The following is a 14155-nucleotide window of genomic DNA, read 5'->3' on the forward strand; positions in this document are numbered from 1 at the left end:
CACCTTCCCTATAAACTTACATATAAAACTACCTATACACCTTTATAGGGCTATTCTTTAAGAATCATACTGAAGTACGAGTTCACATCAATACTATAGCCTCATGTTTTTTATCAACATATTTTTTATAATAGACTCTACCAATACATTAAAGGAGCCAATATCATGAAACGTATTTTAAAATCAGCAATCGCAGTTCTTATACTTTTAGGCGTGGTCAAAACTTTCCAAACTCATGACGTTATTAATGAAGCCGATCGTTATTATCAACAAGCAAAAGATGGTCAAATCTTAGAAAATATTTCTAATTATGACATCAATCAAGTTAAAGATATTGATCTTAAACAATTTTCCCCTTCAGACTTTTTCTAACTCGTTAACCAAAAATCCATTCTATTTATAAGAGCTACAATTCCAGCATATTAGCTGTTAATATAGATGATAAAATCCCACACAAATGTTTCTTAAAATATTTGTGTGGGATTTTTTTATTATCTAGTCTTACTTTCTTCTTTTGGCAAACAATGTGTTTGACTTATATACCTATAGGGGGTACATTAATGATGAGAAGAAACGGAGGCTTTCACATGGATAATAACAAAAAAACAACTATAGATATCACAGGAATGACATGTGCTGCGTGTTCAAATAGAATAGAAAAGAAACTCAATAAACTTGATAATGTTACTGCTCAAGTTAACATTACAACTGAGCAAGCAACAATTGATGATCATCAAGGACAATATCATACTGAGGATTACGTTAACGAAATTCAACATTTAGGCTATGATGTCGTTAAAGAAAGTGTAGAATTAACGATTTCTGGCATGACATGTGCAGCATGTTCTAATCGTATTGAAAAAGTACTTAATAAAATTGATGGTGTTATCAATGCCAACGTCAATTTAACTACCGAACAAGCTACTGTTGAATATTATCGTGGAGTAGTTAATAGCGATGATTTCATTTCTAAAATACAAAATTTAGGCTATGATGCAAAAGTAAAAGAAGGACAAAATCAATATTCTAATAAAGATAAACGACTCAAAAAGCAACTTACTAAATTAGTCATAGCTGCTATATTATCAATACCATTACTAGCAACGATGTTAGTTCATTTGTTTCATATGCCATTACCTTCAATATTTATGAATCCATGGTTCCAATTCATATTAGCCACACCGGTACAATTCATTATAGGTTGGCAATTCTATAAAGGCGCCTATAAAAATCTTAAAAATGGTTCCGCAAATATGGATGTATTAGTGGCATTAGGCACGAGTGCTGCCTATTTCTATAGTATCTATGAAATGTTTAAATGGCTCAATCACACAACTCAAATGCCTCATCTTTATTTTGAAACGAGTGCAGTGTTAATTACTTTAATTTTATTTGGTAAATATTTAGAAACGAAAGCTAAAACACAAACTACTAATGCATTAGGTGAACTATTAAGCCTTCAAGCTAAAGAAGCACGTGTTATTAAAGACAATAAAGAAATGATGATACCTGTAAAAGATGTTCAAGTAAATGATAATATTTTAATTAAACCAGGTGAAAAGATTCCAGTTGATGGCATTATTCTAAAAGGTACAACGTCAATAGATGAATCTATGCTTACAGGTGAATCTATACCTGTAGATAAACAAATCAACGATAAAGTTATTGGTGCGACAATTAATCAAAATGGCGCCATTGTTATTCAAGCTACTCAAGTAGGTAATGATACCGTACTAGCTAATATCATTAAAGTCGTTGAACAAGCTCAAGGATCTAAAGCACCTATCCAACGTTTAGCAGATCAAATTTCTGGATATTTTGTACCTACTGTTATAGGTATTGCTTTACTCACATTTATTATTTGGATTACGTTAGTACATTTCGGACAATTTGAACCAGCACTTGTAGCCGCTATTTCAGTGCTAGTGATCGCTTGTCCATGTTCATTAGGATTGGCAACTCCAACATCTATTATGGTAGGTACTGGTCGTGCTGCTGAAAAAGGCATCTTATTTAAAGGTGGTCAATACGTTGAACAAGCACAAAATATTGATACTATCGTATTAGATAAAACAGGTACTATTACAAATGGTAAGCCTGTTGTAACTGATTTTGAGGGTGATAACGAAACGTTACAATTACTTGCAAGTGCAGAATATGCTTCTGAACACCCTCTTGCAAAAGCAATTGTTGATTATGCTCAAACAAATAATATCAACTTAATAAATACAGATACATTTAATGCACTGCCTGGTCATGGAATAGAAGCATCTGTTAGTCAAAAACAAGTTCTAGTAGGTAATCGCCAGTTAATGACATCAAATAATGTTGAACTCTCAAATCATATTGAATCTAAAATGACAGATTGGGAGAGCAATGGTAAAACTGCCATGCTTATCGCTATTAACGGCATTTATCAAGGTCTGATAGCAGTAGCAGATACTATTAAAGACAATGCAATTGAATCAATTCGTCGATTACACGATATGAATATTAATGTTGTTATGCTAACAGGTGACAATGATAATACTGCTCAAGCTATTGCAAAACAAGTGGGTATTGATCGTGTTATAGCAAATGTACTTCCTGACGAAAAATCTGCACATATAACACAATTACAAAAGGAAGGTAAACAAGTTGCCATGATTGGAGATGGCGTTAACGATGCGCCTGCGCTTGTAACAGCAAATATTGGTATAGCGATGGGTACTGGAACTGAAGTTGCTATTGAAGCTGCCGACATTACAATTTTAGGTGGTGATTTATCCTTACTGCCTAAAACATTAAACATTAGCCAATTAACAATGCGTAACATACGACAAAATTTAATTTGGGCATTTGGTTATAATATAGCCGGCATCCCTATTGCAGCATTAGGCCTACTCGCCCCTTGGATTGCAGGGGCTGCTATGGCACTTAGTTCTGTCAGTGTAGTCACAAATGCACTAAGATTAAAACGTATTATAAAATAATTTCAACACTAATTGGTATGCATTTACTTTCAAGTCATGCAACTTAGTTATAAAATGAAATTAAGTCATTAAATTATAGAGGTGAAAAAAAAATGGGACAAAAAGTTATAAATGTAGAAGGTATGAGTTGCGATCATTGCAAAAATGCAGTTGAATCTGCTTTAGCAAGAATCAATGGTGTTTCTGCAGCAGAAGTTAATTTAGACAAAGGTCAAGTACGTGTCGATTATGATGAAGATAAAGTACAATTATCAGACATGAAAGATGCTATTGAAGATCAAGGCTACGACGTTAAATAATTCAAATAAAGCATTGAGTATAGATAAAGCACTAAGATGATTTATTTTTAATCACCTTAGTGCTTTTATTTTGGGGTTTATGTCTCAATCCCCCCATTTTTAATTTACTCGTAAGTGTGTTGTTCCAGTTTGTAGTACTTCTAATGTTGCATCTAATGCATCAACGATTAAATTTTTTACTGCAGCATCTGTATAAAATGCAATATGCGGCGTAATAATGATATCTTCTCTATCAATTAATTGTTGCAATAATTGATCATTAAACTGTTGTTCACGTTGATCACTAGGGAATAATCCACGTTCAAATTCATACGTATCTAAAGCAGCTCCTTTGATTTGTCCACTATCTATACTAGATAATAATGCATTGGTATCTACTAATGAGCCTCTAGCACAGTTTACAAATACAGCTCCTTTTTTAAAATGAGAAAATGTATGTTTATCAAACAAATGATGATTATATTTTGTAGCAGGTACGTGCAATGTCACTATATCTGCACCTTCAATTGCTTCTTGTAATGTAGGTTGATAAGTTACATATTCTTCACTACCTTCATTTGGAAACGGATCATACGCTACAACTTCACAATCATATCCTTGTGCAAAAATCTTGGCAACAATACTTCCAATTCTACCTGTTCCAATTACTGCTACTTTTAATTCACTTATTGATTTTGATAATATCGAAGGTTCCCATCTAAAATCATGAACGTTCATTTTATTTTGGATTGCGTTAAAGTTTCTTACTACATTAATTGCTTGCGTCACTGCAAATTCAGCAATTGAACTAGGTGAATATGACGGTACATCGGAAACAATGATGTCATATTTTGATGCCAATTCTAAATCATACGTATCGAATCCCGCACTTCTTTGAGCGATTTGCTTAATACCAAATGATTTTAACTTCACAAATACTTCTTCAGAGATAGGTATTTGTTGTGAAAGTGATAGTCCATCAAATCCTTCTACTTCATCTATATTATCGTCTGTTAAAGGATGACGTGATAGTTCATATTCAACGTTATTCTTCTTAGCCCAATCTTCAATATAGACAATATCCTCATCACGTACACTCATTATTTTTATTTTAGTCATACTAACATCCCCTACACATTATTTTTCATATAAATTGGTTAATGTTGATAATCGTTTTGCTGCTGTTTCAAGTTGTTCTTCAGATAATGCTAATGAAAGTCTGACATAATACTTTCCATTGTCACCAAATGGTATACCAGGTGCGACTAAAATTGATTGTTCTTTTAATAACATCTGTTCAAACGCTTCACTATCGTATTGAGGTGGGGTCTTCAACCAGCAATAAATGCCTCCTGTTGAATGAACAAATGGTATTCCCGCTTCCTCTAATTTACTCTCAAAGATATCTCGTCTTCGTTTAAATGTGGCATTTTGTTCTTCTAAAAAGTCATCATAATGATTTAATGCATAAGTAGCTGCGTCTTGTAACGCTCCAAACATACCAGCATTTGTATGTGTTTGATATTTTTTCAAAGCTTGAATCATGTCACGATTACCTACTGCGAAACCAACTCTAAATCCTGACATATTGTATCCTTTAGATAATGAAAAGATTTCTACTGCTACATCCTTTCCATTTTCTGAAGATAAAATACTTGGATTTTTAGCATCAAAACCAAATGCGCTGTATGCAAAATCATGAATGATTTTGGTATCAGTATGTTTAAATTTTTGTATTGCTTCATCAAACACTGATTTCGTAGCAGTTGAACCTGTAGGATTATTAGGATAGGTTAAATAAACTAACTTTGCTTTTTCTAATATTTCCGCATCCACTGCATCCCAATTTGGTAAATAATACGGCGGTTCTAAATTTAATGGAACTGGGTTAGCGTCAGCTAGCATCACACCTGCCAAATAATCCGTATATCCTGGATCTGGTAATAAGACGTTGTCACCTGGATTTGCTAGACATGTTGGTAATGCAACTAACCCATTTTTTGTACCATATAGTATACATACTTCTTCATCTTTATCTAATTCGACCCCGTAGTGTCTTAGATAAAAATCTACAATAGCTTGTTTAAAAGTATCTTTACCGTGAAAGGCACCATATTTTTGATTTTCAGGTATTTTTAATGCTTCAGCAAAGTGGTTAATAATACCTTGTGGTGTTTCTCCATCTGGAATACCAACAGCCATGTTGATTAATGGTAATGGTCCATGTTCAATTTTACGTCCCATCGTTTTTCCAAAATAACTCTCAGGGATAGCCGCTAATCGATTCGACATTTTCAACTTAAAACGCCCCCTTTATACATTATTCAACTATTTTTATAATCATCTATTAGTACATTCATTTTATCAACCGTTAAAATATTGTCAATATTCTAAATTTTTAGATGATTTAATCAAAAAAAGCTAACAGAGTTATTACACTCCGCTAACTTTTAATTTAAATCTGATTATCTATATCTTTAAGTATTTCATCAACTGTAATTTTAGCACTAGTTAATACGATAGGTACGCCTGCTCCCGGATGGGTACTTGCACCTGCAAAGTATAAATCTTGATAGTCTTTAGAAACATTAGGTGGTCTAAAGTAATTACTCTGTGATAATGTCGGCATTAAACCGAATGCAGTACCGAATTTAGCATTAAATTTACTTTCAAAATCTTCTGGAGTAAAAATCGTTTCTGATATGACGTGTTCCTTAATACTTTCTAATGTAGGAATCGTTTCCAGTTTACGATAAATAATATCTTTAACTTCATTTATAAAATTTTCGTTATCCCACTCTAATTGTCCTGTTTTAAGTTCTGGCGTTGGCATAAGAACGTATAGCCCTGTTTGACCTTCTGGTGCTAATGATTGATCTCCTATTTTTGGTACATATAAATATAATGAAGGATCTTTTGATATATCACCGCCAAAAATCTCTTCAATATTTTGTCTGAAATGATTTGAAAATATGACATTATGCAATAACACATCTTCTGTAATATCTTTATCTATTCCAATATACATTAGAAAAGCAGAGCAAGAGTAATCTAATTTGTCTATCTTTTGAGGTGGATATTTTTTAACAGGTGCATGTTTAGGCATTAATTCTTGTGCTGCATAAGGAAAGTCAGCTGTACATAATACTTTGTCAAAACGCTGGACCAAACCGTTTACTTTGACACCATCTGCTGTCTTATATTTAGGATCTATAATAATTTCTTCAATATCTGCATTACATTGAATATCGACACCTAAGTCTTCGTTTAACTTTTGTAATCCTTTAACCATACCGTACATTCCACCTTTTATGAAATGAACGCCAAACATCATTTCAATCATCGGTATAATAGAGTATAACGATGGACCTCGTTTAGGATCTATTCCAATATACAGCATTTGAAACGCAAGTAATTTTTGAATTTTTTCATTATCTACATATTGTCCAATTAAATTGTCAGCATGATTTAATGTTTTTAATTTATATCCTTGAATCAATGATGTCATATTATAAAAGTCAGATGGTTTTCTGTATGTACGTTCTAAAAAGTATTTTCTCGCAACCTCATATCGTTTATAAATATCAGTTAAGAATTTCATAAATCCGTGTGTTGTTCCTGGTTCAATCTGTTCTAACGTATCATGTAATTCAGCTAAATCAGTAGGTACACGTACTTTGTCATCTTTATCAAAGTAGACGTCATAAATGTATCGTAATTGTTCCATTTCAACGTAATCTTCAAAACGCTGTCCGCAATCCTCAAACACTGCTTTGTATACTTCAGGCACCATTACAATAGTGGGACCCATATCAAAGGTAAAACCATCTTTCGTAAATTGATTCATTCGTCCACCAATTTTATTATTCTTTTCAAATAGTGTGACTTGATGTCCTTTTGCGGCTAGTCGAGCTGCCGAGGCTAATCCAGTTACACCTGCACCTATTACAGCAATATTCAATTCGCATTCATCCTATTCTTGATATTTATTTTTAATCTGTCTATATATTTTTAATTTTTTAATTCTAGAAACATAAACTCGACGATGTAATGAATAATCGTGCTGTCGTGCCTCATCAATAATCCCTTTATAAATGAGTGCTGCTAATTCTATAATTGGTCTTGCTTCAGGTTTATATACTTCCAAATGATCTAAAGTATATTGATAATCTTTTTCTGCAATTTGAGCGTAATGTTCCCATAATTGAATATAATTTTGTGTAGGTTGATTATGGAAGACATGTTTTATATCTACATCAAATTGATGAATCATTGATTGACTAAAGTAAATTCTACCTTTTTCAAAATCTTCACCAACGTCACGTAAAATATTAGTTAATTGTAAGGCTTCTCCTAATTGTCTCGATACTTCATAAGTTTCTTCAACAGGATGTTCAGTCAAAATGGGTGTCAATATTTCACCTACTGTGCCAGCTACACCATAACAATATCCCATCAAATCTTTATCTTCTTTAAACATTTCAAAATCTTCATCTTCTGATACAGCATGAATAAGATTATATAATGATTGATATTCCATTTTGTATTGCTTTGACGCATCTAAAAAAGCTAACATAATAAGCTCATCACTTTTGAATTGATCAATTGACTGAACTTCTTGTGCCTCAATTAATTGAATATCTTCTTTAATAGCTTGTAACTTTTCAGGGTCTTGTTCTTCATCAATACTATCATCTATAATTCGGCATACTGCATATACTGCCCATATCGCACGCCTCTCACGTTCAGGTAATAAATCAAACGCATAAGAAAAACTTTTAGAATACTTTTTCATAATTTGATGGCAATATTTATAACTTTCATTAATCGTTGTCATTATTTGACCTCCTGTTGCTTTAATACTATTCACTTTAATGAATGTCAAAGTGTCTACCTTTCCATTCAACCTTTTTCAAAATATATGTATGCCACAATGATTTCCCAAAAATACTACAGAAAAATAAAAATAGTAATGGATGTAAACATAACAATATCCTAGAAAAATTACCAACACGTCGATGCAATTGAATAAACTGAATTGTATAGATAAAGTATAGCGTTAACATTTTAAATTTTGAAATAGGTTTATAAATACAACTAAATATTATTCCTAAACTAGTCATTATAGAACCAAATAGCCAAATTATTATAGCAAACATTATGCGTGACTCTGTCTGATTAGCACCTACAGATAAATGCTTGGTCCAACCTTTAACTAATGCATTCAACCCCTCTTCGTACATTCTAAAATGAATGTTGACTTTTCCTTCATAAAGTGTGACAGGTAAATTGAGTTGTTGATAAGCTTGGCCAAGTGCAAAGCCTTCAATAATACTGTGTTCTGCATTCAGATGCCCATTAGTAGCTAAATAGTCATCTATGTTAGTTAACAATATTGGCCCAAATGCTATATTATTGTCCTTCTGTTTCTTTAAAGATGAGAAGTGATTCATACCTACTACAGTCATTAAATTAAAAATTGCTGATAAATTTTCATAGATGTTACGTGTTTTATGATAAGGTTGAACACTTAGTAATCCTTTATCGTCTTGATGATGATAAGTATGAATAAGTTTCTCAATGACTTCGTTATTTTCAAATACTACATCTGCATCCACAAACATTACTAATTTACTATTACAATACTTCATTCCTTCATAACATACACGTGATTTACCACGCCATTTATCTTCAATGGAATATTGAACTTGATGAACCTCAACTTGATATGCTTTTGCAACGTTGACTGTGTCATCTGTAGAACCATCATCCATGACAATCACTTTAAAATTTCCAGTTTGCGTTAATAAGGATTCCAGTAATTGTGGTAATCTATGAGCTTCGTTTCTAGCAGGAATAATAATAGTTATGATTGGATTACTCCCATTTATTTCTTTCAAATCATGGCTATTATTTGTTTTCTGATGGTTCAATCTATATCTATGATTATATATAAAATGACCACACACTATTGATACCGTTGTAAAAACAGTAATAATATATTGAATAATTCTCACTATTTTTCTCCTTTAGTTCCTTCGCGCAGATTAATCATATCTGCTACTTGTTGTCCGCTTAAAGTAACCATAGGCATACCGCCTCCTGGGTTGACGGAACCACCAACAAAGTACAAATTATTAAAATATTGGCTACATTTAGGGAATTTGAAACCTTTATTTTTCTTTTTATCTGCTACAACACCATATATTGCTCCTCTATTAGAACGGTAATGTTGCTCAATATATTCAGGTAACCAATAATCTTCATATATAATATGCTGTCTTAAATCAGTTAGTCCCATACGTTCTAATTTATCTAATACGATGTTTCTAAATATTTGATACTCTTCTTTTTTAAAAGGTTTATCTTGAATATATGGGATATGTGGTAAAACTTTTATATTTTCATAACCATTAGGTGCTTGAGTTGAGTCAGTTTTATTCGTATTTACTAAATAAATCGTTGGGTCTTGAGGTAATATTTTTTGATCAAATACTTCTTCATAATTTCTTTTTGAATTACTGGAAAAGAAAAAATTATGATGTCGTAGCTGAGGATAAGATTTACTGACACCCAAATGCATTACAAATCCAGAACTAGCCGGTTCGTATACGCCTTCTAATTTATCAATACGTTTTTGATTAAAATGTAATAATTCTCTATATGTAGGAATAACTTCCATATTAGAGATAATATAGTCAGCTTCAAAAAATCTACCATCTGCTAATCTAACTCCTACTACGTCGTCATGATAGGTTTTTATATTTTTAACAGATACACTAGTGTGAATTTGAACCCCTTCTTCTATAGCAAGTTGTTCCAATGCTTGAGCGAGTCGATGTATACCGCCCTGAACATACCATAGACCTTGTTCTTGTTGCATATTAAATAGCATTGATAATACTGCTGGTGCATGATAAGAAGATGAACCTACATATTTGATAAAGTAACCTAACATATCTCTTAATTTAGGATTACTAACACGTTGATTTATTGCTTGTTGCATAGTAGAAAAATAATCAAACTCTTTTAAAGAACGTAAAGGCCCATGATATTTTATAATATCTTTTAATTTGTCTAACCCTTTATTAAAATAGCCTTTTTCTGTAATTCGCTGTATACGTCGTGTATACTCTAAATAATTTTGTAACTCTTCTTTATCAGTCAAAGATAGTTGGTCATTATTTGAAAATGTTTGTTCTATTCCTTCATATAAATCTATATATGTACCATCTGTAAAGAAGCTTCGCCATTGTAATGGTAATCTTTCAATTGTTACATAATCTTCCATATGTTTATTACTATATTCGAATAAACGTTCAAAAATTTGAGGCATAGTTAATATAGAAGGTCCTAAATCAAAACCAAACCCTTTCGTTTCAAGGCGATTGACTTTACCTCCTATATGTTCATTTTGTTCGAATAATGATACTTCATAACCACTTTGTGCCATTCTAATTGCAGCAGATATACCACCTAATCCACCACCAATAACAACCACTTTAGTATTTTCAGTCATGTATTTAACCTCTTTTATAAATTAAACGAATTAACTTTTCTAATCTTGGACGATTATATCTTTGTACTAAGATCACAGGAATATGACTAAATAATACATAGATTAAATTGATTATTTGTATGTATCTAGAAGATTTCACAAATATAATAACTGGTATTATAGACAACCAATGAATCAATTCTGCTCTTTTCATTTCAATATCAAGTTGTTTTAATGTTTCAATATTTAAATCTTCTATTGAATTCTTATTATATATATGAGAATTTAATTTACTTCCTTCAGGTATCAAGTACTTCCATTGGTTTACTTTTAAAATTCTATTCCAAAATTTACCATTATTTTCCCAAGAGTATATACGAAATATATGCCCATTTTTTTCAAAAAATGAATTAGGTATTTTAGTTCCAAAGTGTGCTAATGTCATTTGAATCGAAAACCAATACAAACTATGTAAAACAGTTAATTTCAAGGTCTTTTTAATAATTTTCAAACACATAACAACACCTTCACTATTTTATCACCTATTAACATACGTTTTAGAACATGTTCCCTCATTATCATTATTTAAACTCTAAACACCAAATGAATTAAAATTTTTAATTAAACTTTGTAAAAAATTAATAAGCTAAATAAAAAAAGACATAAAAAAAGAGGATGACATAGTCATCCTCTCAATCATTTATAACTCGAAGTTCTTTCCAGTTATAAACTGAATCCTACCACCATCCGTGGCTTTGACGGAAAGCAATTGCACTGCTTAATGAACCGTAACGGCTATTAGCATAGTTAAGCATACCTTTAGTTTGGCTAGCTACTGATCCTGAACCCCAAGATTCTTTAGTTTGACCTAAACCTCTGTATCCAGCTGGGTTAACTGCGTTAGGGTTACCACCTGATTCAGGCATAACGATAGCGTTCCATGCAGCTTCAGTACCACCATTAGCTAAGAATTGAGCTTTAGTTGATCCACCAGTTGAAGCACTTGAAGTTGAAGCACTTGAAGTTGATGGTGCTGAGTATGAAGTTGTTTTAGTACTGTAGTTATGGCTTGAACTACTGTTTGAAGAAGTAGTTGGAGCTGAAACAGCTTCTACGTTAGTGTTGCTTGATTGTTGGTTAGAGCTTACTGATTGAGTACTAGCTTCTTGGTTATAAGAAGTTGTGTAGTCAGCTGATTGAGCTGCAGTATTTGATGTTTGAGCTGATGCTTGAGTTGTTGAAGCGTTTGAACCAACTTCTTGGTAGTTCCAAGAGAAGTTTGTACCGTCTGAAGTGAAGTTATATTCGAATCCACCACTTACAAAGTGAATGTCGTAAGCGCCAGCTTGAACTGGTTGAGCGTTTAATTGTTCTGGGTGGTTATGAGCTAAGTCGATTAAATGTGCTTGATCTACGTTAGTAGTTTCTGAAGCGTGTGCTTCGTGACCTGATACTGCGTAACCTGCTGCTCCTAAAGTTAATGCTAATGTTGATGCGATAAATGTCTTCTTCATAATTGAAAAATCCTCCAAAAAGTTTTTTGTTTTTATATGTTTTCTTGTATTAAATTCGTTGTGCAATATTGAAAATGTTTTTGTTTAACTTTCGACGGTATTCACTATACCATAAAAATCGGCTTTGTATATTACACGTTCCTTACAAAAAATTACAAACTAAACCTCGTTTTGTAACTTTGAAATATAAATGTCGTCCTTGTAATATAAAGACTTAAACTTTTTAGTTTAAAATTTCATCACAAACCCTTATATTACATTAGATTTTTAAGAGTTTTGCTCAACTTTTACATTTATCGTAATATTACAGATTGCATTTTAGTTACATAACTGTAATAGTTCTAAAAATTTAAAATGGTTAGTTTTAACATAAAAATAGATGAAATATCCAAACTTTTTCATTAATTTGAATCATTTCATCTAAACACAAACTATATTTATTTTGTAATCCGAATTAGTTTAATAGTCTTTAACGCCCCATAATACTTTTTCACATTGTCTAATAATATATTTCAACACTTCAACTCTTGCAGTCTTCTTATGATCAGCAGGCACAATGAACCAAGGTGCGTAATTAGTATCAGTATATTTAATCATGTCATGACTTGCTTCTAAATATAAATCCCATTTATCACGATTACGCCAATCTTCATCCGTTATTTTCCATTGTTTATTTGGATCTTGCTCTCTATCCTTAAATCGCTTAAGTTGTTCATCTTTATCTAAACACAAGAAAAATTTTAAAAGAATCGCACCTTCATCTGTCCACATTTTTTCAAATTCATTAATTTCATGATAAGCTCGTTTCCATTCTTCTTTATCGGCAAACCCCTCTACTCTTTCTACCAACACTCTGCCGTACCAACTGCGATCGAACATTTCAAGGTGACCTGTTTTAGGCATTTCTTTAGCAAAGCGCCATAAGTAATGATGAGCTAATTCAACATCGGTTGGTGCACTGATACCATTTACTTCATAACCTGTAGGATCTAACTTTTCTCGAATTCGCTTAATATTACCACCTTTACCAGCTGCATCCATTCCTTCGAAAGTTAAAATAAGTGGAATCTTTCTTTCATATAATGCAAATTGAATTTCTCTCATACGTTTTTGTAAAGGTTCAATCATCTCTTTATATTCTTTTTTAGAAATTTTCTCGAATTTAACATCAAACATATTAGTCGAAAAATCTTTGCTAAATGCACCGTCTTTATTAGCTTGCTGTCTATTTGATTTCTTAATCGCGTTTTCTAATCTTTCTATTATATGTTTGTACATTTTTTCAAATGCGACTTCACGTTGTGTATAATCAATGACTTCCCATTGGTTATCTTTATGTGTGAACTTTCTCATTTCTGCTAAATACGTTTCATTAGGGATGACCTGTTCATATTCTTGAACTTTCCATTTCATTAATGGATTGTCTTTAGTTTGTTGAATATGTTCTTGTCGTTTTTCTTCGCTCACTTCAATATAAAACTTAATTAATTCATAATTGTCATTTTGTAGCATTGTTTCAAAACTTTTGATTTGATTAACTAGTTTCTCACTTTTTTTATAATATGCTTGTTTAATACCGTTTTCTTTATAATCTAAGAAATGAGAATACCAACTTCTAAAATATATGTTAATGTGTCCTTTTTGAGGTAATGTGTTCCAATATTTTTGTAAAAATTGATATCTTAAATCTTCATATTGTGGTGACTTAGTAGAGATGAATTGTGTGTATTTTGCATCAAAAGTCAGTAATAGTTCATTGGATAAGCGTGTCTTCCCTGACGCCGGCATACCTTCAAATAAAATCATAATTGGAATGCCTAATTCATGAGTTTGGCGAGTCAGACTTGCTGCTTTTAACTTTAATTCTTCTATTTTTTTATTCATAATACCCAC

At 32.0% G+C, this 14155-nt stretch carries 12 protein-coding genes; 3 read left to right on the forward strand and 9 right to left on the reverse strand.

The window, feature by feature from the left end:
- Positions 1-165 precede the first annotated feature (165 nt).
- From LFT63_RS07740 to copZ, 3 genes are all read left to right on the forward strand, one after another.
- Positions 166-372, forward strand: coding sequence for a hypothetical protein (locus tag LFT63_RS07740; RefSeq protein WP_029055986.1), 207 nt, complete (start codon positions 166-168; stop codon positions 370-372).
- Positions 373-587: 215 nt separating this feature from the next.
- Entirely contained in the window at positions 588-2972 is a 2385-nt protein-coding gene (locus LFT63_RS07745; protein ID WP_340768585.1) for a heavy metal translocating P-type ATPase, read from the forward strand.
- Between the two features lie 92 nt (positions 2973-3064).
- Positions 3065-3271 carry a copper chaperone CopZ gene (gene copZ / locus LFT63_RS07750; protein WP_029055984.1) on the forward strand — a complete coding sequence of 69 codons (207 nt, stop codon included), beginning with the start codon at positions 3065-3067 and terminating at the stop codon, positions 3269-3271.
- A gap of 99 nt (positions 3272-3370) precedes the next feature.
- Here copZ and LFT63_RS07755 read toward each other — a convergent pair whose 3' ends face one another.
- The 9 genes from LFT63_RS07755 to LFT63_RS07795 all read right to left on the reverse strand — a co-directional run bounded on the left by LFT63_RS07755 (position 3371) and on the right by LFT63_RS07795 (position 14146).
- Complete coding sequence (locus LFT63_RS07755) at positions 3371-4369, reverse strand: D-lactate dehydrogenase (protein WP_340768587.1); 999 nt, start codon at positions 4367-4369, stop codon at positions 3371-3373.
- Positions 4370-4387: 18 nt separating this feature from the next.
- Entirely contained in the window at positions 4388-5542 is a 1155-nt protein-coding gene (locus LFT63_RS07760; RefSeq protein ID WP_232159615.1) for an aminotransferase class I/II-fold pyridoxal phosphate-dependent enzyme, read from the reverse strand.
- Positions 5543-5705: 163 nt separating this feature from the next.
- Positions 5706-7211, reverse strand: a complete 1506-nt coding sequence (locus LFT63_RS07765; protein ID WP_029055981.1) for a phytoene desaturase family protein — start codon at positions 7209-7211, stop codon at positions 5706-5708.
- 12 nt (positions 7212-7223) lie between these two features.
- Positions 7224-8087, reverse strand: a complete 864-nt coding sequence (locus tag LFT63_RS07770; protein WP_029055980.1) for a phytoene/squalene synthase family protein — start codon at positions 8085-8087, stop codon at positions 7224-7226.
- A gap of 34 nt (positions 8088-8121) precedes the next feature.
- The gene (locus LFT63_RS07775; RefSeq protein ID WP_340768590.1) at positions 8122-9267 is read right to left on the reverse strand and encodes a glycosyltransferase family 2 protein; all 1146 of its coding nucleotides are present in this window, start codon (positions 9265-9267) and stop codon (positions 8122-8124) included.
- Complete coding sequence (locus tag LFT63_RS07780) at positions 9267-10769, reverse strand: phytoene desaturase family protein (protein ID WP_029055978.1); 1503 nt, start codon at positions 10767-10769, stop codon at positions 9267-9269. The genes LFT63_RS07775 and LFT63_RS07780 overlap by 1 nt, the downstream gene beginning before the upstream one ends.
- Positions 10770-10773: 4 nt before the next feature.
- Positions 10774-11259 carry a glycosyl-4,4'-diaponeurosporenoate acyltransferase CrtO family protein gene (locus LFT63_RS07785; protein ID WP_017636592.1) on the reverse strand — a complete coding sequence of 162 codons (486 nt, stop codon included), beginning with the start codon at positions 11257-11259 and terminating at the stop codon, positions 10774-10776.
- Between the two features lie 226 nt (positions 11260-11485).
- Positions 11486-12262, reverse strand: a complete 777-nt coding sequence (locus LFT63_RS07790; RefSeq protein WP_017636593.1) for a transglycosylase — start codon at positions 12260-12262, stop codon at positions 11486-11488.
- Positions 12263-12721: 459 nt separating this feature from the next.
- A complete protein-coding gene (locus tag LFT63_RS07795) occupies positions 12722-14146 on the reverse strand; it encodes a phosphate--AMP phosphotransferase (protein ID WP_340768593.1) in 1425 nt (474 codons plus the stop codon).
- Between the last annotated feature and the right edge of the window lie 9 nt (positions 14147-14155).

Source organism: Staphylococcus sp. FSL H8-0121 (assembly GCF_038008425.1).
GTDB lineage: Bacteria > Bacillota > Bacilli > Staphylococcales > Staphylococcaceae > Staphylococcus > Staphylococcus pasteuri.